This is a genomic window from Chromobacterium haemolyticum (assembly GCF_002081825.1).
Taxonomy (GTDB): Bacteria; Pseudomonadota; Gammaproteobacteria; order Burkholderiales; family Chromobacteriaceae; genus Chromobacterium; species Chromobacterium fluminis.
Genome location: NZ_MUKU01000006.1, coordinates 65991 through 88894 on the forward strand (window position 1 = coordinate 65991; position 22904 = coordinate 88894).

Here is a 22904-nt window from a genome sequence, read left to right on the forward strand (position 1 = left end):
CTGGCGGGTTGCGGTACAAAATCGCTCATTGCTCAACGCAGGCGTCGCGCGAGCGCCGCGGCCAACTCCTCCGCGGCTTGCGGCCGAAAGCGGAAAAACAGCTCCGGTTCGATCATTTCCAATTCCATGACCGCCAGGCGGCCATGGTTGTCGCGAATCACGTCGACGCGCGCGTACAGCACGTCGAAAGGCACTGCTCGTACGGCGGCCTCTGCGAAGGCGATCTCTTGCGCGTCGGCCTGGTGCGGGTGAACCTGGCCGCCGTGGTCGTCCTGCACGCGGAAGTCGCCGGACTTCGGCGTTTTGCGGATGGCGTGGCTGAAATGGCCGTCGATGACGATCAGGGACAGCTCCCCCTGGCTCAGCACGCTGTGTTGCATGGGTTGCAGCAACATGGCTTCTTGTTGGATCAGTTCGGCGTACGCGCATTCCAGCATTTCCGCGTTGGCCGGGACGACGCGATATGTGTGCCGGGCGGCGCCGGAGACGGCCGGCTTCAAGATGGCGTCGTTCCAGCCTCGCTCCGCCAGCAGTTGGCGCAGTGTTTGCGGCGCGCCTTTCTCAATGTAGCGGGTGTCCACCGTATGAACAGCATTTTGTTGCAGTTCGGACAGGTAATGTTTGTCCAGATTCCAGCGAATCAGTCCAATCTCGTTGAATAGCCGTGTTTGACCGGCCGCGCGCGCCAGCCAGTCGGAAAACGCGGGCAGGCGCTCGAAGTAATCCCAAGTGGTGCGGAACAGCGCGCAGCGCGCGCCGGCCCAGTCCATGTCAGGGTCGTCCCAGGCCAGGCGGCGGGCGCGCAAGCCCTGGCGCTGTAGCGCTGCCAGGACCAAGCCGTCCTCATGATGAACCTGGCGGCGATACCAGTCGCTGTCGTCAGGCGGCAGCAGGCGCGAATCGGTCAGAACGACAACATCGAGCGACATCGAAATCCTTTTACATCAAGAAAAACGGGTGCTAGGCACCCGTTTCAGCTTACATGCCGGGCATCATGCCCTTCATGCCGCGAAGCATTTTCATCATGCCTCCCTTGGAGGAGAACTGCTTCATCATTTTCTGCGTCTGCTCGAACTGGTTCAGCAGTTTGTTGACTTCCTGCACCGTCACGCCGGCGCCGGCGGCGATGCGTCGCTTGCGGCTGGCCTTGAGCAATTCCGGTTTGTGGCGTTCCTGCGGCGTCATTGAATTGATGATGCCTTCGATGCGGCGCATGGCTTTCTCCGCCTCCGCGCCCTGCACGCCTTTGGCCATTTGGCCCAGTTGCCCGGGCATTTTCTCCAGCAGGTTGCTCATGCCGCCCATTTTTTTCATCTGCTGCATCTGGGCCTTGAAGTCCTCGAGGTCGAAACCCTTGCCGGATTTCAACTTCTTGGCCATGGCGGCGGCTTCGTCCTGATCGATGCCTTTTTGCACCTCCTCGATCAGCGACAGCACATCGCCCATGCCCAGAATGCGGCTGGCGATCCGGTCCGGGTGGAAGGGTTCCAGGCCAGACACCTTTTCGCCGACGCCGATGAATTTGATCGGCTTGCCGGTGATGTGGCGGACCGACAGCGCGGCGCCGCCTCGGGAGTCGCCGTCCATCTTGGTGAGGATGACGCCGGTCAGCGGCAGCGCTTCATTGAAAGCCTGGGCGGTGTTGACGGCGTCTTGGCCCTGCATCGCATCGACGACGAACAGGGTTTCCACCGGATTCAGCGCGGCATGCAGCGCTTTGATCTCGGCCATCATCGCCTCGTCGATGGCCAAACGGCCGGCGGTGTCCACCATCAGGACATCGAAGAAGTGACGCTTGGCGTGATCCACTGCGGCGCGGGCGATGTCGACGGGATTCTGGTCGCCGGAGGAGGGAAACCATTCGACTTCGACCTGTTGGGCCAGCAGTTTCAATTGTTCGATCGCGGCGGGACGGTAGATGTCGGCGGAGACGACCAGTACTTTTTTCTTCTGGGTCTCTTTCAACAGCTTGGCGAGTTTGCCCACTGTGGTGGTCTTGCCGGCGCCCTGCAGGCCGGCCATCAGCACAATGGCGGGGGGCACGGCCGCCAGATTGAGGGCGTCGTTCTTCTCGCCCATTAATTTGGTCAATTCCTCATTGACCACGCCCACCAGGGCCTGGCCCGGAGTCAGGCTGCCGGCCACGTCCTGGCCAAGGGCACGTTCCTTGACCTGGGAGATAAAGGTTTTGACCACGGGCAGGGCGACGTCGGCCTCCAGCAGGGCCATGCGCACTTCGCGCATCGCGTCCTGGATATTGGTCTCGGTCAAGCGCGCATTGCCGCGCAGATTTTTCATCACGCCGGACAGGCGGCTGGTCAGGTTGTCTAGCATGGTGCGTCCTTACTTCTGCCAACGGCTTGCCGGTTGGTGTAGACTCTCAAACCATTGATTTTACCACGAGCCGCCGGGCAGCACCCGGTTTTGATAAAACACTCGCCATGACCAGCTTCCTGCTCGTACTTTCTATTGCGCTGATCCTCTCTTACGGGGTCTTTACCTGGCATTACTTCGCCAACTGGCGCGGCCTGGCTTGCTGGCCGCGCAAGCCGCGGCTGGAGCACAGCCTATTGGGCGTGTTGCTGCTGCTACAGGCGATAGCCGTGCTGTTGCCGCTGACTCAGGGGGCTTTGCTGTCTCTTGGCGTTGGCCGCGCGCTGTCGGTAATGGTATGGATCATGATGCTGATTTATTGGACCTGCAGTTTTTTCTATCGCGTGGAAGGTTTGCAGCTGTTCATGATGCCGCTGGCGATGGCTGCGCTGGGTTTCGCTCTGCTGTTTCCAGGCCAACACGTGGTCCAGGACCTGAGCAATCCGGCTTTTGTACTGCATATCCTGGTGTCCTTGTTTGCCTATAGCCTGTTCGCCATCGGCGCCCTGATCGCCATTTTGATGCTGTTTTTGGAAAAGGCTCTGCACGATAAACGGGCGTCTCCGCTGCTTAGGCAATTGCCGCCTTTGCTTTCCCTGGAAAAAATGATGTTCCAAGTGATTGGCGTCGGCTTTTTGTTGTTGACGGTTTCTTTGTTGACCGGGGTGGTGTTTTCCGAGGAAGTGCTGGGGCACGCCGCGGCGCTGACGCACAAGACCGTTTTCGCCGTGTTGTCCTGGCTGCTGTTCGGCGGCTTGTTGATCGGCCGCAAGTTGCAAGGCTGGCGCGGTCGGGTGGCGATTCGCTGGACTTTGGCTGGTTTCCTGTCCTTGGCGCTGGCTTACATTGGCAGCAAGGTCGTCATAGAATTGATCCTGCAACGCGGTTGAGGTTGCTCAGTCCTGTCTCACAAGGAGATCAATGATGAAAAAATTGTTAGCCCTGTTTGCCGCCCTGATGCTGATTTGCGGTACGGCTTTTGCCGCCGTCAACATCAATACCGCTAACCAGCAGGAGCTGGAGGCGCTGAACGGCATCGGCCCGGTCAAGGCCAAAGCCATCGTGGAATACCGCGCCAAGAACGGGCCGTTCAAGAGTGTCGACGACCTGAAGAGTGTCAGTGGAATCGGCGACAAGACCTTGGAAAAGCTGCGTAGCGAGATCTCTGTCAGCGGAGCGTCCAGCGCCGCCCCGAAAGCGGCGGCCAAGCCCGCTGCCGCCGCCAAACCTGCTGCGACGGCTGCCAAGCCGGTGGCCGGTGCCAAGAAAGAAGCCTCCAAGCCGGCGGCCAAGAAAAAGCCTTGATGCTTGCCAGGTAACGGTTTGCTGGAAACAACGCCCGCGGATGCGGGCGTTTTTCATTGCTTGCCGAACAGGGCCAGAGCCAGCTGCCGTTGCTCGGCGTGGTCGACGATGGGGAGCGGATAGTCGCGGCCCAGCTCGAAGCCTTCCGGCAGCGCCTTGGCTTGCCAGGGAGCGTGAATCGCCTGATCGTTTAGTGCCGCCAGCTCCGGTACGTAGCGGCGGATGAAGCGGCCGTCCGGGTCGAATTTCTGCGATTGAGTCACTGGGTTGAAGATGCGGAAATAGGGCTGTGCGTCGCAGCCGGTGGAGGCGGCCCATTGCCAGCCGCCGTTGTTCGACGCCAGATCGAAATCCAGCAGTTTCTCCGCGAAATAGCGTTCTCCCAGACGCCAGTCAATCAGCAGATCCTTGACCAGAAAGCTGGCGGCGATCATGCGCAGCCGGTTGTGCATATAGCCGGTTTGGTTCAGTTGTCGCATGGCCGCATCAATCAGCGGATAACCGCTTAGTCCTTTCTGCCAGCTTTCCAACCAGTCCGGGCGATTGGGAAAGGGCAGGTCGCGGTATTGCGGCTTGAAGCTGTGAGTGGAGGCATCCGGAAAGTGCCACAGCAGTTGCTGATAAAACTCTCGCCAGATCAACTCCTTCAGCCAGCACATAGCGCCCTCGCCGCCGTCGAAGCAGGCGAATTGCACCAATTGGCGAATCGAGAGGGTGCCGAAACGCAAGTGGGTGGAGAGGTAGGACACGCCCTTTACGCCGGGATAGTCTCTTTGTTGATGGTAGCGTTGGATGCGTTGCTGACAAAAATCGGCAAACAGTTCTTTTGCGCCGGACGCGCCCGGCGCCAGTAAGCAAGGCTCGGTCTGGGCAAATCCTAATTCTGCCAGGCTGGGTATGGCCGGCGTTCCCGCTGGCGGGCGCAGCCGGCCGGTCAGCGGCGGCACGGTCAGCGCTTGGCTGTGCTGTGGGCTCAGCCTTTTGAGCCAGGCATTGCAATATGGGGTAAACACGGTGAATGGTTTGCCGCTGGCCGTGAGCAGTTCGTCCCGGGCGAAAATGACCTGGTCCTTGTAGGCGTGGAAGGTCTTGCCCATCGTCGCCAAGGCTTGAGCGACCTGCGTGTCTCGCTGGCGCGCATAGGGCTCGTAATCCTCGTTCGCGTAAACGGCGTCGGCGCCTAGCTGAGCCGCTAGCCTGGGGATGATGTCTGGCGCCGGTCCGGTTTCGCACCACAGCTCGCCGCCCGCCGCGCGTAGGGTGTTCTGAATTTCCCGCAGGGATTGCCAGATGAAGCCGAGGCGCCGATCGGTGGGGGAGAGCGTGTCTAGAATATTGCTGTCGAAGACAAAGACGCATTGAACTGGGAGGCCCGAGGCCAGCGCTTGCTGCAAGGCGTGATTGTCTTCCAGACGCAAATCGCGCCTGAGCCAGTAAAGTGCAGCCTTGCTCGTAGGTAGATTCGCTGTGGTTTGATTGTCTGACAATGAATGGTCCATTTTTATGCCTATGAGCTTGTTGCTTTTTTGCACTAAATTACTGCTTGTGTTGCGTAACTGCATCTAAATGGCGGTGGTACTTAGCTGTTGAGTTCATGTAAAACAATGGCTTGTGATGCTTGTGTTGTTTTTTTGAGTGCTTTTTTGTCGAAAGTACATGCTGTTTTTGTTTTTTCGCAACGTCAGTCTTATATTGAGGCTAGCGATCACCGAAGCATATCGGTGGCACATAAATGTCCGGGTTCTCTGGCTTTAGAACAGCGAAATCAACAGGACAACATCAACTGACTTGAAAGGAACTGCAATGAACAAGACGCATATCGCTCTTGCAATCGCCGCCCTGATGCCGGCCGCCGCCGCGATGGCCGACGTCACCGTTTACGGTGAAATCCGTGGTGGTTACGAGTACAACAAGTCTTACAGCTCCACGATCAACCTCGATGCCAACGGCAAGCTGCAAGGCGGCTCCGAGATCAATGACTGGACTTCGCGCATCGGTTTCAAGGGCAACGAAGATCTGGGCAATGGTCTGAAGGCGATCTGGCAAGTGGAAAGCCGCGTGCATATCGATGGCACTAAAGGTACTGCTAACGAGCCGAGCTCTGATGGCTTTGCTACTCGTGACAGTTTCATCGGTTTGGCTGGCGACAGCTGGGGTAAGATTCGCTTGGGCAAACTGTCCAATTACGCCAACGATATGATGGAGCAGGTTGACCCTGGTTACTATAGCAGCCAGAGCGTTGGCGGCCTGGGGATGTTTACCCGCCTGGATGATCGTGTGACTAATGCGGTCCGTTATGATAGCCCGAATTGGAATGGTTTCAGTTTTGCCTTGTTGTACGGCACCGATGAAACCCGCAAGGTTGTTAGCGGCTCCACTACCAATAACCAGACTTGGAACCTGGGCCTGAGTTATGAGAACTCCGGTTTCTTCGGTAAGTACAACTACCAGAATTGGAATGATGCCAGCAAGCTTGCTAGCGCCAAAGACTGGCACCGTCTTGAGGCCGGCTATATGGCCAACAACCTCTACGCCGCTTTGGGCTATCAGCAGATTCAGGGTTATGGTTTTGGCACCTTCTATAACGGGTCGCTGAGTTCCAGTTATAACACTGCGGCATTGGCAACTGGCGCGACCCAAGCTCAGATTGATGGGGCTAAGCTGAAAACCAAAGAACTCGCTTTGACTCTTGGTTACACCTTTGGTGCCTTCACTCCGTACTTCTCCTATGTCAAAGGTTACGATGCCAGCTTGAACGGCAATACCATCGACAAGTCCGGTTACGATCAGTTTGTTTTGGCTCTGGACTATGCGTTGTCCAAGCGGACCGAGGTTTACACTTCTTACGGTCATGTGAAGTGGAAAGACGGCGCTTTGGACAAGGAAAACTCCTTCGGCCTGGGCCTGGTGCACCGCTTCTAAGCACATTTGAGTTTGAGTTTGAAAGGACTGCTTCGGCAGTCCTTTTTGTTTTTGCGCGGATGCTTGGCGTAATCCGGCTGCGCCGGGATTTAAGTCAAAGCAGCCCCCGCATTTTGCATATAATGTTGTAACGGTAGTGCGGCTGTCTTCAAGGTGGCGAGCTCTGACGCAGGAGCGCCGCGCGGTGTCGTCTAATCTGTTCACTGGTGAGTTGCAAGCGTATGGAAGCTTCGGCTGGCATTTCCGGCTTGGGTCGGGCCTTGGTGCAAAACAATATGCTGTTGCAGCAGGATGCGGATGCGATCCTGCGTCAGTCTCAGGCATCGCATATCAGCTTTGTCGAGCAACTGATTCAGAGCAAGAAGATGACGGCGCAGGATGTGGCGATGTTCGCGTCCAAGACCTTTGGCTATCCCTTGTTGGACATGTCGGCCATCGATCTTGATCAGTTGCCCAAGGGCGTGGTGGATGACGAGCTGATCGCCAGCCGGCGCTTGCTGCCCCTGCTCAAGCGAGGCAACAAGCTGTATGTCGGCACCTCCGACCCCACCCAGACTTCGGCCTATCACGCCATCACCTTCAAGACCGGGATGACGGTGGAGGTGGTGGTGGTGGAGGACGATAAGCTGGGCAAGATGCTCGGCAAGTATAGCGAGGACGCCACCGCCGCGATCAAGGCCCTGGAGAACGAGGATTTTGGTGATCTGGAATTCGCCGATCCGGATGCGCCGACCGATACCGGCCCACAGCCGGATGTCGACGATGCGCCGGTGGTCAAGTTCATCCATAAGGTGCTGTTGGACGCGATCAATGGCGGCGCGTCCGATATCCATTTCGAGCCCTATGAGAAGTTTTACCGCATTCGCTATCGGGTGGACGGGGTGTTGAAGGAGATTTCACAGCCGCCCCTGGTATTGAAGGAAAAGATCGCCTCCCGGATCAAAGTGATTTCCAAGCTGGATATTTCGGAGAAGCGAGTGCCACAGGATGGCCGGATGAAGCTGGTCATCTCCAAGGTGCGGGCGATCGACTTCCGGGTCAGCACCTTGCCCACCTTGTACGGTGAGAAGATCGTGATGCGTATCCTGGACTCGTCGGCGGCGAATCTGGATATCGAACAGCTGGGTTTCGAGCCGGAGCAGAAGCGCTTGTTGCTGGAGGCGATCGGTCGCCCCTACGGGATGGTGCTGGTGACCGGGCCTACCGGTAGCGGTAAAACGGTATCGTTGTATACCTGTCTTAATTTGTTGAATAAGCCGGACATTAATATCGCCACGGCGGAGGACCCGGTGGAAATCAACTTGCCGGGCATTAACCAGGTCAATGTCAATGAGCGCGCCGGGCTAACTTTCGCCTCGGCCTTGAAGGCTTTTTTGCGGCAGGATCCGGATGTGATCATGGTGGGCGAGATCCGGGACTTCGAAACGGCTGACATTGCGATCAAGGCGGCGCAAACCGGCCATATGGTGTTTTCCACCCTGCATACCAATAATGCGCCAGCGACATTGACCCGGATGTTGAATATGGGGGTGGCGCCGTTCAATATAGCTAGTTCAGTGCTGCTGATCATGGCGCAGCGCTTGGCGCGCCGTCTGTGCGCGCATTGCAAGAAGCCGGCGGACATTCCCGAAGAGGCGCTGCTGCGAGCGGGTTTCAAGAAAGAGGAGTTGGACGGCAGTTGGAAGCCCTATGCGCCGGTGGGCTGCGAGGAGTGCCGCAATACCGGCTATCGCGGCCGTTCCGGCATTTACGAAGTGATGCCGATTACCGATGCGATGACGCGTTTGATCATGCAGAACGGCACCGCCATCGATATCGCCGACTTGGCGCGCAAGGAGGGCATGGTGGACTTGCGCCATGCCGGTTTGCTGAAGGTGAAGGCGGGGTTGACGTCGTTGACGGAGATTGAGGCGGTGACTAACGAGTAAGAATCTGTTCAATGTCTGCTGCGCTTCAGCAGGATTGTTTAGATAAGGGCGTTGAAACCGACTTCAGAATGCTTATGTAATGTATGGACACCCAGCTTCTTAAGCCGTTTGCGCTCTTGCTCGCGAGACTTTGAACAGGTTCTAAGAGCGGTTTTTCACCTCCGGCAGCCGCCGGAACGCTGACTTAACGGCTTGGAATAAGAAAGAGGCCATGGAATGGCAGTCACGGTAGCAAAAAAAGCGACGCCGGGCTTTGTCTGGGAATGGGAAGGCAAAGACAGGGCGGGCAAGGCGATACGCGGGGAGTTGCGAGCGGAGTCCGAGGTGGTGGCCAAGACTCAACTGCGGCGCCAGGGCATTAATGTCGTCAAGATCAAGCGCCGGCGCGCTGGTTTTGGCAAGCGCATCACCGAGCGGGACATCACCTTGTTCACCCGGCAACTGGCGACCATGATGCGCGCCGGCGTGCCCTTGTTGCAGGCTTTCGATATCGCGGCCAAGGGCCACAACAACCCCGCCGTGACCAAGATGCTGCTGGAGGTGCGAGCCGACGTTGAAACCGGCTTGTCGCTGGCGGAATCCTTCCGCAAACGTCCCTTGTACTTCGACAAGCTGTTCTGCAACATTATCGCCGCGGGCGAAACCGGCGGCGTGCTGGACTCCTTGCTGGACAAATTGGCCACTTACAAGGAAAAGGTGATGGCGATCAAGGGCAAGATCAAGTCGGCCCTGATCTATCCGTCTGCCATTGTCGGCACCGCCTTCATCATTACCGCCGTGATCATGATCTACGTGATTCCGGCGTTCAAGGATTTGTTCTCCAGTTTCGGCGCCAATTTGCCGGCACCGACGCTGTTTGTGATCTGGCTGTCGGATGGCTTCGTCCATTACTGGTGGCTGATTTTCGGGGTGATTTTTGGCAGTCTGTTCGGCTTTCTCTACGCCTTCAAGCGCACGCCTAAGCTGCAAGAGCGGATGGATCGCATCCTGCTGCGTCTGCCGGTGATCGGCGATATCATCCGCAAGGCCACCATTGCGCGCTGGGCGCGCACCTTGTCCACCTTGTTCGCCGCCGGGGTGCCGTTGGTGGAAGCGCTGGATTCGGTGGGCGGCGCCTCTGGCAACCAGGTGTATGCGGATGCCACCAAGCGGATTCAGAACGATGTCAGCACCGGTTCCAGCCTCAACTATTCGATGCAGCGCACCGACTTGTTCCCTAATATGGTGCTGCAGATGACCTCGATTGGGGAGGAGTCCGGTTCGCTGGACCAGATGTTGGACAAGGTGGCGGATTTTTACGAAGAAGAAGTCGACAATGCGGTTGCCGCGCTCTCCAGTTTGCTGGAGCCGGCCATTATGGTGATTCTGGGGATCTTGATCGGCGGTTTGATCATTGCGATGTATATGCCGATTTTCAAAATGGGGCAGGTGGTTGGATGATTGAGGAGTGGCGCTGGATCGCCGGTTCGTACCCGCTGGCTTTCGCCGGCGCAGCGCTGGCGTTGGGCTTGTTGCTTGGCAGCTTTTTGAATGTGATCATCCATCGCTTGCCGAAGATGTTGGAAGCCGAGTGGCGACGCAATTGCGTTGATTGCCTGCAGTTGGAGGAGGGCGAGGCGTCCGAGCCCTACAATTTAATGCGGCCGGGCTCGCACTGCCCGCAATGCCGGGCCGCGGTGCGTCCGTGGCAGAATATCCCCGTGCTGAGCTTTGTGTTGCTGCGCGGACGCTGTGGCAGCTGCCGGACCAAGATCCCTTGGCGCTATCCGGTGGTGGAGCTGTCGACCGGGGCGTTGTTCGCCTTCCTCGCCTGGCGCTTCGGCTGGTCGGAACAGCTGCCGGCCTATATGGTTTTGACCGCGGTGCTGTTGGCCCTGACTTTTATCGACGCGGATACGCAGCTGCTGCCGGACAACCTGACTTTGCCCTTGTTGTGGGGAGGCTTGTTGTTCAATTTGCTGACCGGCACCGTGCCGCTGGCCGATGCGGTGATAGGCGCGATGGCTGGCTATCTGAGTCTGTGGTTGCTGTTTCACGGCTTCAAGCTGGCCACTGGCAAGGAAGGAATGGGCTATGGCGACTTCAAGCTGCTGGCGGCTTTGGGCGCGTGGTTGGGATGGACTTTGCTGCCTTTGGTGATCTTGTTGTCTTCACTGGTGGGCGCGGCGGTGGGCGTGGTCTTGATTTTGCTGGCCAAGCATGGCCGTGGTCAGCCCTTGCCGTTTGGCCCTTATCTTGCGGCCGCTGGTTGGATCGCTTTGATATGGGGGCAGGACATCGTGAATTGGTATTTGCATGCCTATTAAAGTCGTGGGCTTGACCGGCGGCATTGGCTCCGGCAAAAGCGCGGCGGCCGATCGTTTCGCCGAATTGGGCGTGCCGGTGATCGACACCGACGCCATTGCTCACGAGTTGACCGGCCCGTGCGGCGCGGCGATGCCGGCCTTGGAGGCGGAGTTCGGCGCGGGGGCGGTGCGAGCCGACGGGGCTTTGGATCGAGGCTGGATGCGCGAACGGGTGTTCGCCGACGCAGGCAGCCGGCAGCGGCTTGAGAGCGTGTTGCATCCGCTGATCCGGCGGCAGAGCGAGGCCAGGGTGGCCGCTGCGCGCGGGCCGTATTGCGTGTTGGTGGTGCCCTTGTTGTTCGAAACCGGGCATTATCTGCCGATGCTGGCGCGCACCTTGCTGGTGGATTGCGAAGAGTCGGTGCAACTGGAGCGGGTGATGCGGCGCAACGGCATGGACGAAAAGGCCGTGCGCGCGATCATGGCGGCGCAATGTTCGCGAGCGCAGCGACGTGAACGCGCCGACGATATAATTTGTAATAATGACAGCTTGGCTGCATTGAGGCTTCAAGTCGACGCCAAACACGATTATTATCTTGCCAGCCTAGCCGATAGATCATAACCGGGCTCTCGCGAGCCAAGCAGAAGGGCCGATGCGCCGTGATCAGTTTTGAGTTTCCCGTCACCGAGCGAACCCGCATCCTGCTCCGCCTGGAGCATCTTTACGCACGTCTTGGGTATTTCATCGGCAAGGACCATCCGTATGATCATCATGCGGCCCTGCTGGTGTTGTTCGAGCTGATGGAAACCGCCTCGCGCGCGGACTTGAAGGCGGATCTGCTGCAGGAGCTGGAGCGGCAGAAACAGATGCTGGAAGCGCTGCGCGAGAATCCGCAGGTGGCGGAGGAAACCCTGGAGGGCGTGCTGGAGGACATCGAGCACGCGTCCAGCCGTCTGCTGGCGCTGACCGGCAAGTTCGGCCAACACTTGCGTGAAAACGAATGGCTGATGGCGATCAAGCAGCGCGCCGGCATTCCCGGCGGCACCTGCCAGTTCGATTTGCCGTCTTATCACCAGTGGCAGCAGAAGTCGGCTGAAGTGCGGCGCCAGGATATCAAACGCTGGGCGTCGCCGCTGATGCCCACAGCCGAGGCGGCGGGCATTCTGTTGACCCTGTTGCGCGACAGCGGCAAGACCCACCATTACGTGGCGCGCCGCGGCGTGTTCCAGCAGATGTCCGGCGGCAAGGTGGTGCAACTGATCCGCGTGGCCTACGACGGCGGCCTGGAACTGTTGCCCGAGCTGTCCGCCAATAAATACGCGCTCAATATCCGCTTCGTCAGCGCGGTGACCGGGGAATCCCGGCCGCGGCAGACTGAGCAGGATGTCGAGTTTCACCTGACCAATTGCAAGTTCTGACCGACGTGCGCCGGTCTTTGCCCCGTTTTGAGAAGCCATGTCTGATTCTGTTCGTGTTGTTGCCTGCCCCACTTGTCGCGTCCCGGTGCGCTGGGAGCCGCAAAGCCAGTTCCGTCCGTTTTGCAGCAAGCGTTGCCGTCTGATTGATTTGGGCGAGTGGGCGACGGAAAGCTACCGAGTGCCAGCGCAGGAAGAGTCGCCGAGCGAGGCGAGCAGCGGCGAGTAAGCGCCCGGCCTCAATGAAAAACAGGTCCCATACGGGACCTGTTTTGTTTGGGCGGAGGGGAATTCAGGCTCGGGCGGCCAGCGCCGCGCCTTGCGAAAAATAACCCTTCATGCCGGTGAAGATGGCATTGGCCATTTGCTGTTGGAAGTCGCTGCTGAGCAGGCGCTGTTCTTCCTCCGGGTTGGAGATGAAGGCGGTTTCCACCAGGATGGACGGGATGTCCGGCGCTTTCAGGACTGCGAAGCCGGCTTGCTCCACTGCGCTCTTGTGCAGTTTGTTGAGGCCGCCCAGATGCCCCAGCACGGTCTTGCCCAATTTCAGGCTGTCGTTGATGGTGGCGGTCTGGGTCAGATCCAGCAGGGTATGCGCCAGGTATTTGTCCTTGCTGCCTATCTTGACGCCGCCGATCAGGTCGGCGTCGTTCTGGCTTTGCGCCAGGGCTTTGGCGAAGGCGCTGGTGGCGCCTTTTTCCGACAGCGCGAACACCGAGGATCCGCGCGCTGCGCGGTTGGGCGCGGCGTCGGCGTGGATGGAGACGAACAAGTCGGCGTTCAGCTTGCGGGCCTTGGCCACGCGCACGCCCAGGGGGATGAACACGTCCTCCTCGCGGGTCATATAGGCCTTCATATTGCTTTCCGCGTCGACCAGCCGTTTCAACTGCTTGCCGATGCGCAGCACCACGTCTTTCTCGCGGGTGCCGTTCAGGCCGACGGCGCCGGGGTCTTCCCCGCCGTGGCCCGGGTCCAGCATCACGATGATGGGGCGGTTGCTGTCTTTTTTCTTGGGCTTGATCTGCGGCGCCGGTTGTTCCAGCTTGCCCTTGTTGTAGTCCTGAAGCAGGGCGAGCAGGGGATCGTCTTGTTGGCCGCCGGCCGGGTAGAGGTCCACCACCAGCCGATGTTTGTATTCGGCCACCGGCGCCAGGGTGAAGGCTTGCGGCTTGACGTCGGCCTTCAACTCCAGCACCAGGCGCACGGTTTCCGGATCGAACTGGCCGGCGCGTGCTGTTTTGATATAGGGATCGGCGGCGGAAATCTGTCCGCCGATGTCTTTTAGCACGCTGTTGAGTTGCACGCCTTGCAGGTCGATCACCAAGCGGTTGGGGTTGGCGATGGTGAACTGCTTGTATTGGATGGCCTCGCTGGCCTCCAGCGTGATCCGGGTATAGGTCGACGCCGGCCAGATGCGCAAGGCGACAACCTGGCTGCCGGAGGCGAAGCCGACGCGGCTCACCGACAGCATGAAGGTGGCGGCCGCGGCGCCGATCAAGCGGCGGCGGATGGGATCGAAAGTCGAATCAGGCATGACTGTCCGGTTTCTGAGTGGGCGAGTAAACGATAATTGCGACCATTTCCGGCCACGGCTAGTTCCAGTACGATGTCGGCGCGCGGCAGCAAATCCGCGGCCTTGTCCGGCCATTCAACCAGGCACAGGCTGTCCGGGCCGAAGTATTCGCGGAAGCCGGCATCCTCCCATTCCTCGGGATCGGCGAAACGGTACAGGTCGAAATGGTGCACGCTATAGTGAGGAAAAGAATAGCTCTCCACCAGAGTATAGGTGGGGCTCTTGACCTTGCCGGCATGGCCGAGCGCGGTCAGTAGGCCGCGCGTGAACGTGGTCTTGCCGGCGCCCAGGTCGCCTAATAGATAGACGACGAGGCCGGCTCGCGCCGCTTCGGCGAAGGCTTTGCCCAGCGCCAGAGTGGCGGTTTCATCTTCCAGGTAGCCGCAGCGAACGCTGGTATCATCCATGGCCATGACCGAAAACTCTTTACAAAAAACGGATTATCCCGAATTGGCGCGCCAAATCAAAGCCTGGGCGTGCGAATTGGGCTTCGCCGACGCCAGAATCGGTCGCGCCGGCCTGCCGCCGGAGGCGGAACAGAAGTTGAACGCCTGGTTGGCCGCCGGTTATCACGGTGAGATGGACTATATGGCCCGCCACGGATCTTTGAGGGTCAAGCCGGCGGATCTGGTACCCGGCACTCTGTCCGTTATTTCTCTGCGCATGCATTACTGGCCTCAGGCCCGCGCTTCGGCCGAAGTGCTGGCCGACGGCGGCAAAGCCTATTTATCGCGTTACGCGCTGGGGCGAGACTACCACAAGGTCTTGCGCAACCGACTGCAGGCGTTGGCGGACCGAATCAAGCGGGAAATAGGCGATTTCGGCTATCGGGTGTTCACCGACAGCGCCCCGGTGGCGGAGGTGGCGCTGGCGGCCCAGGCCGGGCTGGGTTGGCGCGGAAAACACACTCTGCTGCTGACCAAGAACGAGGGCTCCTTGTTTTTCCTGGGCGAGGTCTTCACCGATCTGCCCTTGCCGGAGGACGAGGCAGAGGACGGCCATTGCGGTCGCTGCACCCGCTGCATCGATGTCTGTCCCACGGCGGCCATCGTCGCCCCCTATACCGTGGACGCGCGGCGTTGCATTTCCTACCTGACGATAGAATTGAAGCGAGCGATTCCGGAGGAGATGCGGCCCTTGATCGGCAACCGGGTTTACGGTTGTGACGATTGTCAGCTGTTCTGTCCGTGGAACCGTTTCGCGGTCGATACCCGTGAGACCGATTTTGCGGTGCGTCATGGTCTGGACGACGTGAGCTTGCTAGAGTTGTTCGCTTGGAGCGAGGCCGAGTTCAAGGAAAAGATGGCCGGCAGCCCGATTTACCGCATCGGCTACCTGAAGTGGCTGTCTAACTTGGCGGTGGGCCTGGGGAACGCGCCAACCACGCCGGAAGTGGTGGCGGGGCTGCGGGCGCGCTTGGATTTTCCCGACGAGATGGTGGCCGAGCCGGTGCGCTGGGCGCTGGGCCGGCACGGCGTCATCGTCTGAAGCTCAGGGTTTGCTGGGCGCCTTGACCAGAGATTCGCCTTCCAGCACCACCTTGCCGCGGACCGAGCATTGAGTCGCTAATTTGACGAAGTGTTTGTCCGGGTTCAGCTCTATCACGGTGGCGCGGGCGGTAACGGTATCGCCGATACGCACCGGCGCTTTGAAGCGGGTGGATTGCGATAGATAGATGGTGCCGTGGCCGGGCAATTGGGTCCCCACCACCGTGGAGATCAGGCTGGCGGTCAACATGCCGTGCGCGATGCGTGTCTCGAACGGCGTTTGTTCCGCGTATTCCTGATTGATGTGCACCGGGTTGTTGTCGCCGGATACGGCGGCGAACATCAGCACGTCGGCTTCGGTGATGGTCTTGCTGAATTCGGAGAAATCGCCGAGCTGAAGATCTTCAAACCAAACAGTCATGACCGCTCCTGACTTGATATGACGAGGAAATGCTGCGGTGCATTGTGACAGCTTTTGGCCGAAATGCAAATTGCCGAGAAATCACGTACTATCGGCGATAAGTTGCGTTTTTGCCACGCTGTATGCAATACAAATCAACCAAACGCTCGTTTGAATTTGTCCTTGGGGCATAATCAGGCTTGCTTCGGCAATAGCTGCTTCCGCGTTCGATCAATCCAGACGGCGGCATTTCTGAAACGGCCGCGCTTGGCGGCGCGGCGGTGGCAATCAGCCGCTCCAGGTTTCTTTTTAGAGATGTCCAGAGGTTTGTTGGAGGAATATGAAAGTTCTAGTCGCTGTGAAACGCGTTGTGGATTACAACGTGAAGGTTCGGGTCAAGGCCGACGGCACTGACGTGGATATCGCCAACGTCAAGATGTCGATGAACCCGTTTGACGAAATCGCGGTGGAAGAGGCGGTGCGTCTCAAGGAAGCCGGCAAGGTCAGTGAAATCGTCGCGGTGTCACTGGGCATGAAGCAATGCGAGGAAACGCTGCGCACCGCGCTGGCGATGGGCGCGGATCGCGCCATTCTGGTGGAAACCGATGTGGAGCTGCAGCCGCTGGCTGTGGCCAAACTGTTGAAAGCCGTGGCGGAGAAAGAACAGCCGCAGCTCTTGATCGTGGGCAAGCAGGCGATTGACGACGACGCCAATCAAACTGGCCAGATGGTGTCCGCGCTGTTGGGCTGGGGCCAGGGGGCTTTCGCCTCCAAGGTGGAACTGTCGGCCGAGACCGTAGATGTCACTCGCGAGATCGACGGCGGTTTGGAAACCGTCAAGCTGCGTCTTCCTGCGGTGGTCACTTCCGACCTGCGCCTGAACGAGCCGCGTTTTATCAAGCTGCCCAATATCATGGCGGCCAAGAAAAAGCCGCTGGACAAGACCACGCCGGCGGAACTGGGCGTGGACGCGGCTCCCCGTCTGAAGACGTTGAAGGTGGCGGAGCCTTCCAAGCGCAGCGCCGGCATCAAGGTGGCCAACGCCGCCGAGCTGGTCGCCAAACTGAAAACCGAAGCAAAGGTGCTGTAAGCCATGGCCATTCTCGTTATCGCTGAACACGACAACCAGAGCCTGAAAGCAGGCACCCTGAATACCATTACCGCCGCCGCCAAGCTGGGCGAAGTGCACCTGCTGGTGGCTGGCCATAACGCCGCCGCCGCCGCCGAGGCCGCCAAGAGCGTGGCCGGCGTCGCCAAAGTGCTGCTGGCCGATGCCGCGCACTACGCGCACGGCCTGGCGGAGAACCTGGGCGCGCTGGTGTCCGGCCTGGCCAAGAGCTACAGCCACGTGCTGGCGCCGGCCTCTTCCTTTGGCAAAAACCTGCTGCCGCGCGTGGCCGCGCTGCTGGACGTGGCGCAGATCTCCGAGATCGTCGCCATTGAGTCCGCCGATACCTTCGTGCGGCCCGTCTACGCCGGCAACGTGCTGGCCACCGTGCAGTCCGCCGACCCGATCAAGGTCATCACCGTGCGCACCACCGCCTTCGACGCGGCGGGCCAGGGCGGCTCCGCCGCGGTGGAGGCCGTGGCCGCGGCCGCCGACGCGCAGCTGTCCAGCTTTGTGGGTCAGGAACTGACCAAGTCCGATCGTCCGGAACTGGGCTCGGCCAAGGTCATCGTTTCCGGCGGCCGCGCGCTGGGTTCTGAGGAACAGTTCAAGGCGGTGATCGATCCGCTGGCGGACAAGCTCTCCGCCGCCGTAGGCGCTTCCCGCGCCGCGGTGGACGCCGGCTACGCGCCAAACGACTACCAGGTGGGTCAGACGGGCAAGGTGGTGGCGCCGCAGCTGTACTTCGCGGTCGGCATTTCCGGCGCGATCCAGCACTTAGCCGGCATGAAGGACTCCAAGGTGATCGTCGCCATCAACAAGGACGAGGAAGCGCCTATTTTCCAGGTGGCGGATTACGGCATCGTCGGCGATCTGTTCACCGTGGTGCCGGAGTTGATGGCCGAGTTGTCCAAATAATCCCGGATCCGCGCCGCGAGTCTCTCGCCGGCGCGGACAGCGGGCCGGGCGAGCCGCCCGGAACAATAATATTCAGCCGGCAACGCCCGCGCGCAGTCATCGGCCCGATGCGGGCCGGACCCGCCGCGGCGCTTGCCGGCTTTTTCATGTCTGCGAATAGAAACCGATTGCCGGCGGCAGAGGCAATCCCAGCCATCCAAACACGAGGAGAAGGCGATGATTTATCAAGCACCGATCAAGGACATTCAATTCGCGCTCAACGAGCTGGCCGAGCTGCCGGCCGTCTGCGGCCTGCCGGGCTATGGCGAGTGCTCGGTGGAACTGGTGGACGCTATTTTGGAAGAGGGCGCCAAGTTCGCCGAGGGCGTGTTGGCGCCGATCAACAAGCAAGGCGATCAGGGCGCAAAATGGCGCGACGGCGAAGTCAGCGCCGCGCCTGGCTTCAAGGACGCCTGGCGGCAATACGTCGAGTCCGGCTGGGTGGGCCTGCGCGCGCCGGAGGCCTACGGAGGTCAGGGCATGCCGGCCCTAGTGGCCACCGCGGCCGAGGAGATGTGGTGTTCCGCTAACCTGGCCTTCTCGCTGGCGCCGCTGTTGACGCTGGGCGCGATCGAGGCCATTCATCATCACGCCTCGGAAGAACTCAAGAGCGTCTATCTGCCGCCGATGTCCAGCGGCGCCTGGACCGGCACCATGAATTTGACCGAGCCTCAAGCCGGTTCAGACCTGGCCCAAGTGCGCAGCAAGGCGATGCCGCAGGCCGACGGCAGCTATCGCGTCAGCGGCCAGAAAATCTTCATCACCTGGGGCGAGCACGATATGGCGGACAACATCGTCCATCTGGTGTTGGCCCGCCTGCCGGACGCGCCGGCGGGGGTGAAGGGCATCTCCTTGTTCATCGTGCCCAAATTCCTGGTCAACGCCGATGGCAGCCTGGGCGCGCGCAACGACGTGCGCTGCGTGTCGCTGGAGCACAAGCTGGGCATCCACGGCAGCCCCACCGCGGTGATGAGCTTCGGCGACCAGGACGGCGCGGTCGGCTATTTGGTCGGCGAAGCCAACAAGGGCCTGAACTATATGTTCACCATGATGAACCATGCGCGTCTGGGCGTGGGCATCGAAGGCCTGGCGGTGTCGGAGCGCGCCTACCAGAAGGCGGTGGAATACGCGCGCGAACGGGTACAGAGCCGTGCCGTGGGTTCGCCCGATCCGTCCGGCGTGGCCATCATCCAGCATCCGGACGTGCGCCGCATGCTGCTGACCATGCGCGCCCAGGTGGAGGCGCAGCGCGCGCTGGCCCTGTATACCGCGGCGGCGCTGGACCGCGCCGCGCGCCATCCGGTGGCGAGTGAAAAAGCTCGCAACCAGGCGCTGGCCAATTTCCTGATCCCCATCGTCAAGGGCTGGAACACCGAGCAGGCCAATGAAATCACCAGCCTGGCGCTGCAGGTGCACGGTGGCATGGGATATATCGAGGAAACCGGCGTAGCGCAGTACTATCGCGACGCGCGCATCACCGCCATCTACGAAGGCACCACCGGCATTCAGGCGTTGGATTTGATCGGCCGCAAGACCGCGGGCGAGGGCGGTGTCACCGCGCGCGCCTTGCTGGAAGAAGCCGCCGGCTGCGTGGCCAAGCTGCGCGCCGCCGGGCTGGCCAGCCCGGCGGACAATCTGGACGAAGCGGTCAAGCAGGCGCGTCGCAGCGTCGATTTCATCCTGGCCACCTTCGCCGGACAGCCGCAACGGGCGGCGGCCGGATCCGTGCCCTTCCTTAAGCTGATGGGCATTGTGCTGGGTGGCTGGCAGATGGCGCGCGCGGCGCTGATCGCCAAGGCCAAACTGGGCGAGGCCGACGCGGATCAAGACTTCCTCAACGCTAAGCTGGCCACCGCGCGCTTCTACGGCGAACATCTGCTGCCGCAGGCGGGCGGCTTGGCGGCCGCCATCGTTGACGGCGCGGACAGCGTGCTGGAGATGGACGAAGCCTGGTTCTGAAACCGTGTTAGGCCGTTGGTAAAAGTCGCGCTATAAGCGCGACTTTTTTTGTTATTTATTAAATATATTTATTTAATGTGAGTGGATATCAGATGATTTAATGTTTATGTTGTTATGTTGATGCGATTTTAAAAGATTGGATAAGTTTGGTTGACTTTGATGGCTTTTCTGACCTCAAATGGAAAGTGCATCTCATTGCTATTGATAATTGGTCAATGTGATTGCATTGTTATTGAATTTATCTAATCAGGAGGTTTTATGTTCAAGTTAGGACTAAGTATAATTTTAACCATGTCTGCCCTTTTTGCCTCCTCGGCTGTATTTTCCGCTCCATATCTTGGGAATATTTTAAGCAGAGCTAATTGTGCGACATTTAATGAGTCGGTAACTTGGGATCCAAGAGGAACTGGGCACTCAGCCTATGTTGAGTCTCATCAGCGAGATAGAGCTTCTGGCCGGGTGGATGTATTAAGGTCGCCAAGTCCCTACTCGAGTAGTTGGAGGCATTATGCTGGGAGGAATGTGTTGAACTCAAACTTCAGCATTCAAGGATGGCACTGGGAGCGCTTGGATAATAATAGTCAGGTTTCTTTTAGGACTATTGCCGCAACTGGTTGCAATCCAGGTGATTGGTGAATTATATGAATATCCCGCGTCATTGTTAATGACGCGGGACTTGATCGGAGGGTTTGCTTATGAAGACCGTTCTGATATTGTTTTTGTTTGTCTTTGTAGGGGTGTGGTTTTTAAAGGGGGAAGATAAAAATTTGAAACAGTCTTTTTCAGGGAAAAGTGTGGTAAATGGGCTGGTGAATAAGGTTGAAGCAGATCAGATGGGTGGGGGTAAACCGGTTGTGGCTAGTTTGTTAAAGTCTTGGGCTCCAGATTTTGATGAACCTAGTGCTGAGGTTTTATTGACCTCAATAGCTTCCTCTAACTATCCTGAAGAAATGAAAAAAGAATTTAGAAAGTCATCTGATAATTTAAAAATAAAGGGTAGCTTTAGCGGTGGTAAGGTGACGCATGAGTTTGTTAGCGATGATTTTTTAAAGCGAAGAGCTTTAGAGCTTGGTGGGGTGGAGGGCGTGAGAAAAAGGCTAAGCTACTCTTCAGTTGATCTTGCTCGTGTGTTGCCGGATATGGATATTGTCGGGGCAGATCGCACAGGTGTTTTTACCCCCGAAAAGGGATGGGGGGCTGCATTCTATTTATTGAGTGAGAGAAATGGTGTGAGACGAATTGAATTGAGTGAAATTTACTTGGGTAATAATGATACGAGTGTTCGGCGGTTTTTCCGATAATGTGAATGATTATATTGCCGGCGCTCCAGCAACCGTTGAGCGTCTGTATGACTCAAACAAGAAGGAAATTATCAATGTACATTGGTCGAGTGGCGGTAGAGATTTTTCGATCAGTACTCTGAATATGAATAGAGCGGAGGCGATGGCGATTGCAGAGAAAATCAGTCTAGATGTAAAAAAGGTCAATGAGCAGAATGGAAGCAGGCAATGAGGCCGAAATTAGGAGTGAGGTTGGGTTTGTGGGTGGGTTGGCTTTGCTTGTTATTATCGGTAGGGGCTTTTGTGGCCAGTTTGGCTTTTACGCCTGCTATTTTCGCAGCTTTGCTTGCTTTGTGTGGAGCTATTGGCTCTATGTGGGCAGGGGGGGGGAGAGTTGCAATATTGATCGTGTATTTTTCCCTTTCAACGGTTCTCGCTAGTCCATTTTGGGGGGAGAGCACACCATTCTGGCTGATCTCTCTGCTTCTCTTCGTTGGTATGGGCTTGTTAGTGGCACTCTGTTTTCATTATGTAAAAGGCAAGTAGTTTCTATTATTTGTATCGGTATTGATGAGTCATCATGGTTGACTATCAGGATTGTACTGAAGCGTTGCATCATCCTTCCTTGAAGAGGGGCTTGCAGTGTCTTGACTTGCTCACATGGCTGCCGTACCCATATCAGCTATCCAATGTATGTCGAGCGTGGTGAGGGCTAACACTGAGAGCGCCGCTTCGAAGTTCATGTGCTGTGCAGCTAGCTACTTTCTCCCTTTTCTCGCTCTCTGTTCGCGAGACTTTGAACCGGTTCCAAGCCCAAGCTTGCTGCGAGTCGACACGCCGCGGCGTTTTTGCATGGCCGTGCGGGCAAGAGCGATTCTTGCATGAGCTTGTAATCAGGCTTTGAGATAATGGAAAAGACCTTGTTGTGGGTTGCTGCGGCGCGGCATCAAAAACTGTTTGTCATTAAAAATATTTTGCCGCATAGTGTTTGCACCGCCCCTTGCTACGGGCGGTATGCGAAATCAGGCGGAAAAATAGTTCTTAATAGAAGAATTAATCGCATGGCGCGCTGATATTCGCTTGAATATTGCCTGGCTATGCAATTCGGTCTTTTTTTGGATTGACCGTATCCTGATGGCGTGCAAATAATCCGCTGCATGACTCACAGCCAAGCTCGAGCCAAGTCCCGGCCGATCCCATCGCGGCGCGAGGCGCCCGCTTGAACTTGGCCGCAAGGTCCGCGCTTAGATTTCAAGAATGAATACAGAAGCCAGGATGCAATGAAGCAAGTGGTCCATTGGAGTGAAAAGGGGAAGCGGTTGTTGCCGTCGGCGGCGACGCTGGGGCGTCTGGTCGCCGCTTTGCCTTGGCTGGCGCTGGCAAGCGCCGCCGTGTGGCTGGGTACGGTCGCCGCGCCGTTGCTGGGGCCCGCCGCCAAGCAGTGGCGAGGCTTAAGCGAGCCGGCGCCGCAGTCCGCCGCCGCCAATGTGGCGATGGCGCACTGGTTTGGCGAGCCGGTGGCGCAACAAGCCGCGGCTTTGCCGCCGGTCAAGTTGATTGGTGTGTACGCGCCGCAGACTTCCGGCGTGCCCGGCTTCGCGGTAATAGACGACAATGGCCGTTCGGTGGCCTTGTTGCTGGGCAAGACGACGCCGGATGGCTGGGAACTGGCGCAGATCACCGCCTCCGGCGTGCTGATGCGTTCCGGCGGCAGCGAGCAGTTCGTGCCCTTGGTTGAACGCGTGCCCGGTGCGGGCGCCGTTGTCGGCGGCAATGCCCCGCCGGCGATGCCGCCGCCGATTTCTCCTCCTTCCCAGGCCCCCGTTTCTCCCCCCGCCGTGGTCCCTGTGAATCCTGAAACCCCGCCGCAACCTGGGCTGGATTCCGCCAGCATGGTTCGCCAATAAGAAG

Annotated in this window: 22 protein-coding genes; 16 read left to right on the forward strand and 6 right to left on the reverse strand. The window is 58.6% G+C overall.

Going from position 1 to position 22904, the window contains the following annotated elements; translation table 11 throughout:
• Positions 1 to 32: 32 nt before the first annotated feature.
• Positions 33 to 929, reverse strand: a complete 897-nt coding sequence (locus tag B0T39_RS05805; RefSeq protein ID WP_081545230.1) for an ATP-grasp domain-containing protein — start codon at positions 927 to 929, stop codon at positions 33 to 35.
• A gap of 49 nt (positions 930 to 978) precedes the next feature.
• Positions 979 to 2334 (reverse strand): signal recognition particle protein, encoded by a 1356-nt coding sequence (gene ffh / locus B0T39_RS05810; protein ID WP_081545231.1) that lies wholly within the window; start codon positions 2332 to 2334, stop codon positions 979 to 981.
• 107 nt (positions 2335 to 2441) lie between these two features.
• Between ffh and B0T39_RS05815 the strand changes: the two genes are divergently transcribed.
• Both B0T39_RS05815 and B0T39_RS05820 read left to right on the forward strand, forming a co-directional pair.
• A complete protein-coding gene (locus B0T39_RS05815) occupies positions 2442 to 3263 on the forward strand; it encodes a cytochrome C assembly family protein (protein ID WP_081545232.1) in 822 nt (273 codons plus the stop codon).
• Positions 3264 to 3294: 31 nt separating this feature from the next.
• The gene (locus B0T39_RS05820; protein ID WP_439896889.1) at positions 3295 to 3678 is read left to right on the forward strand and encodes a ComEA family DNA-binding protein; all 384 of its coding nucleotides are present in this window, start codon (positions 3295 to 3297) and stop codon (positions 3676 to 3678) included.
• A gap of 53 nt (positions 3679 to 3731) precedes the next feature.
• On the opposite strand, the gene B0T39_RS05825 is transcribed toward B0T39_RS05820, so the two are convergent.
• Entirely contained in the window at positions 3732 to 5177 is a 1446-nt protein-coding gene (locus B0T39_RS05825; RefSeq protein WP_081545341.1) for a cryptochrome/photolyase family protein, read from the reverse strand.
• A gap of 304 nt (positions 5178 to 5481) precedes the next feature.
• On the opposite strand from B0T39_RS05825, the gene B0T39_RS05830 reads away from it, so the two are divergent.
• The 7 genes from B0T39_RS05830 to yacG all read left to right on the forward strand — a co-directional run bounded on the left by B0T39_RS05830 (position 5482) and on the right by yacG (position 12458).
• On the forward strand, positions 5482 to 6600 hold the full coding sequence (locus tag B0T39_RS05830) for a porin (RefSeq protein ID WP_081545234.1): 1119 nt from the start codon (positions 5482 to 5484) through the stop codon (positions 6598 to 6600).
• Positions 6601 to 6821: 221 nt separating this feature from the next.
• A complete protein-coding gene (pilB, locus tag B0T39_RS05835) occupies positions 6822 to 8528 on the forward strand; it encodes a type IV-A pilus assembly ATPase PilB (protein WP_081545235.1) in 1707 nt (568 codons plus the stop codon).
• 216 nt (positions 8529 to 8744) lie between these two features.
• The gene (locus B0T39_RS05840; protein ID WP_081545236.1) at positions 8745 to 9968 is read left to right on the forward strand and encodes a type II secretion system F family protein; all 1224 of its coding nucleotides are present in this window, start codon (positions 8745 to 8747) and stop codon (positions 9966 to 9968) included.
• Positions 9965 to 10834, forward strand: coding sequence for a prepilin peptidase (locus B0T39_RS05845; protein ID WP_081545237.1), 870 nt, complete (start codon positions 9965 to 9967; stop codon positions 10832 to 10834). Before B0T39_RS05840 ends, B0T39_RS05845 begins: the two co-directional genes overlap by 4 nt.
• A complete protein-coding gene (gene coaE, locus B0T39_RS05850; RefSeq protein ID WP_081545238.1) occupies positions 10824 to 11435 on the forward strand; it encodes a dephospho-CoA kinase in 612 nt (203 codons plus the stop codon). Before B0T39_RS05845 ends, coaE begins: the two co-directional genes overlap by 11 nt.
• A gap of 38 nt (positions 11436 to 11473) precedes the next feature.
• Positions 11474 to 12232: a cell division protein ZapD gene (zapD, locus tag B0T39_RS05855; RefSeq protein WP_019100891.1), complete on the forward strand. Its 759-nt coding sequence runs from the start codon at positions 11474 to 11476 to the stop codon at positions 12230 to 12232.
• A 37-nt stretch (positions 12233 to 12269) separates the two neighbouring features.
• Positions 12270 to 12458, forward strand: a complete 189-nt coding sequence (yacG, locus tag B0T39_RS05860) for a DNA gyrase inhibitor YacG (protein ID WP_081545239.1) — start codon at positions 12270 to 12272, stop codon at positions 12456 to 12458.
• Positions 12459 to 12521: 63 nt separating this feature from the next.
• Here yacG and B0T39_RS05865 read toward each other — a convergent pair whose 3' ends face one another.
• Positions 12522 to 13763 (reverse strand): N-acetylmuramoyl-L-alanine amidase, encoded by a 1242-nt coding sequence (locus B0T39_RS05865; protein ID WP_081545240.1) that lies wholly within the window; start codon positions 13761 to 13763, stop codon positions 12522 to 12524.
• On the reverse strand, positions 13724 to 14209 hold the full coding sequence (gene tsaE, locus B0T39_RS05870; RefSeq protein WP_439823241.1) for a tRNA (adenosine(37)-N6)-threonylcarbamoyltransferase complex ATPase subunit type 1 TsaE: 486 nt from the start codon (positions 14207 to 14209) through the stop codon (positions 13724 to 13726). Before tsaE ends, B0T39_RS05865 begins: the two co-directional genes overlap by 40 nt.
• 43 nt (positions 14210 to 14252) lie before the next feature.
• On the opposite strand from tsaE, the gene queG reads away from it, so the two are divergent.
• Complete coding sequence (queG, locus tag B0T39_RS05875) at positions 14253 to 15290, forward strand: tRNA epoxyqueuosine(34) reductase QueG (RefSeq protein WP_368651271.1); 1038 nt, start codon at positions 14253 to 14255, stop codon at positions 15288 to 15290.
• 3 nt (positions 15291 to 15293) lie between these two features.
• Here the strand turns inward: queG and B0T39_RS05880 are convergent, their stop codons facing one another.
• Entirely contained in the window at positions 15294 to 15710 is a 417-nt protein-coding gene (locus B0T39_RS05880; RefSeq protein WP_081545243.1) for a MaoC family dehydratase, read from the reverse strand.
• 319 nt (positions 15711 to 16029) lie between these two features.
• Here B0T39_RS05880 and B0T39_RS05885 point away from each other — a divergent pair, with 319 nt between their 5' ends.
• The 6 genes from B0T39_RS05885 (at position 16030) to B0T39_RS05900 (ending at position 22900) form a co-directional block, all read left to right on the forward strand.
• Entirely contained in the window at positions 16030 to 16779 is a 750-nt protein-coding gene (locus tag B0T39_RS05885; RefSeq protein ID WP_081545244.1) for an electron transfer flavoprotein subunit beta/FixA family protein, read from the forward strand.
• A 3-nt stretch (positions 16780 to 16782) separates the two neighbouring features.
• Positions 16783 to 17715, forward strand: coding sequence for an electron transfer flavoprotein subunit alpha/FixB family protein (locus B0T39_RS05890; protein ID WP_081545245.1), 933 nt, complete (start codon positions 16783 to 16785; stop codon positions 17713 to 17715).
• 216 nt (positions 17716 to 17931) lie between these two features.
• Positions 17932 to 19713 carry an acyl-CoA dehydrogenase gene (locus tag B0T39_RS05895; protein ID WP_081545246.1) on the forward strand — a complete coding sequence of 594 codons (1782 nt, stop codon included), beginning with the start codon at positions 17932 to 17934 and terminating at the stop codon, positions 19711 to 19713.
• 695 nt (positions 19714 to 20408) lie between these two features.
• Positions 20409 to 21014, forward strand: a complete 606-nt coding sequence (locus B0T39_RS24850) for a hypothetical protein (RefSeq protein WP_141111098.1) — start codon at positions 20409 to 20411, stop codon at positions 21012 to 21014.
• A gap of 887 nt (positions 21015 to 21901) precedes the next feature.
• On the forward strand, positions 21902 to 22066 hold the full coding sequence (locus tag B0T39_RS25565; RefSeq protein WP_176219490.1) for a hypothetical protein: 165 nt from the start codon (positions 21902 to 21904) through the stop codon (positions 22064 to 22066).
• A 207-nt stretch (positions 22067 to 22273) separates the two neighbouring features.
• On the forward strand, positions 22274 to 22900 hold the full coding sequence (locus B0T39_RS05900) for a hypothetical protein (RefSeq protein ID WP_081545247.1): 627 nt from the start codon (positions 22274 to 22276) through the stop codon (positions 22898 to 22900).
• Positions 22901 to 22904: the final 4 nt, after the last annotated feature.

Coding starts and splice junctions, on each gene's coding strand:
- B0T39_RS05900 (WP_081545247.1), top strand. CDS start 22,274: ATGAAGCAAGTGGTCCATTGGAGTGAAAAGGGGAAGCGGTTGTTGCCG.
- B0T39_RS05885 (WP_081545244.1), top strand. CDS start 16,030: ATGAAAGTTCTAGTCGCTGTGAAACGCGTTGTGGATTACAACGTGAAG.
- B0T39_RS25565 (WP_176219490.1), top strand. CDS start 21,902: ATGGAAAAGACCTTGTTGTGGGTTGCTGCGGCGCGGCATCAAAAACTG.
- B0T39_RS05820 (WP_439896889.1), top strand. CDS start 3,295: ATGATGAAAAAATTGTTAGCCCTGTTTGCCGCCCTGATGCTGATTTGC.
- B0T39_RS05865 (WP_081545240.1), bottom strand. CDS start 13,763: ATGCCTGATTCGACTTTCGATCCCATCCGCCGCCGCTTGATCGGCGCC.
- B0T39_RS05880 (WP_081545243.1), bottom strand. CDS start 15,710: ATGACTGTTTGGTTTGAAGATCTTCAGCTCGGCGATTTCTCCGAATTC.
- B0T39_RS05830 (WP_081545234.1), top strand. CDS start 5,482: ATGAACAAGACGCATATCGCTCTTGCAATCGCCGCCCTGATGCCGGCC.
- B0T39_RS05825 (WP_081545341.1), bottom strand. CDS start 5,177: ATGGACCATTCATTGTCAGACAATCAAACCACAGCGAATCTACCTACG.
- B0T39_RS05890 (WP_081545245.1), top strand. CDS start 16,783: ATGGCCATTCTCGTTATCGCTGAACACGACAACCAGAGCCTGAAAGCA.
- ffh (WP_081545231.1), bottom strand. CDS start 2,334: ATGCTAGACAACCTGACCAGCCGCCTGTCCGGCGTGATGAAAAATCTG.
- B0T39_RS05840 (WP_081545236.1), top strand. CDS start 8,745: ATGGCAGTCACGGTAGCAAAAAAAGCGACGCCGGGCTTTGTCTGGGAA.
- B0T39_RS05895 (WP_081545246.1), top strand. CDS start 17,932: ATGATTTATCAAGCACCGATCAAGGACATTCAATTCGCGCTCAACGAG.
- B0T39_RS05815 (WP_081545232.1), top strand. CDS start 2,442: ATGACCAGCTTCCTGCTCGTACTTTCTATTGCGCTGATCCTCTCTTAC.
- B0T39_RS05845 (WP_081545237.1), top strand. CDS start 9,965: ATGATTGAGGAGTGGCGCTGGATCGCCGGTTCGTACCCGCTGGCTTTC.
- tsaE (WP_439823241.1), bottom strand. CDS start 14,209: ATGGATGATACCAGCGTTCGCTGCGGCTACCTGGAAGATGAAACCGCC.
- B0T39_RS05805 (WP_081545230.1), bottom strand. CDS start 929: ATGTCGCTCGATGTTGTCGTTCTGACCGATTCGCGCCTGCTGCCGCCT.
- pilB (WP_081545235.1), top strand. CDS start 6,822: ATGGAAGCTTCGGCTGGCATTTCCGGCTTGGGTCGGGCCTTGGTGCAA.
- B0T39_RS24850 (WP_141111098.1), top strand. CDS start 20,409: ATGAAGACCGTTCTGATATTGTTTTTGTTTGTCTTTGTAGGGGTGTGG.
- coaE (WP_081545238.1), top strand. CDS start 10,824: ATGCCTATTAAAGTCGTGGGCTTGACCGGCGGCATTGGCTCCGGCAAA.
- yacG (WP_081545239.1), top strand. CDS start 12,270: ATGTCTGATTCTGTTCGTGTTGTTGCCTGCCCCACTTGTCGCGTCCCG.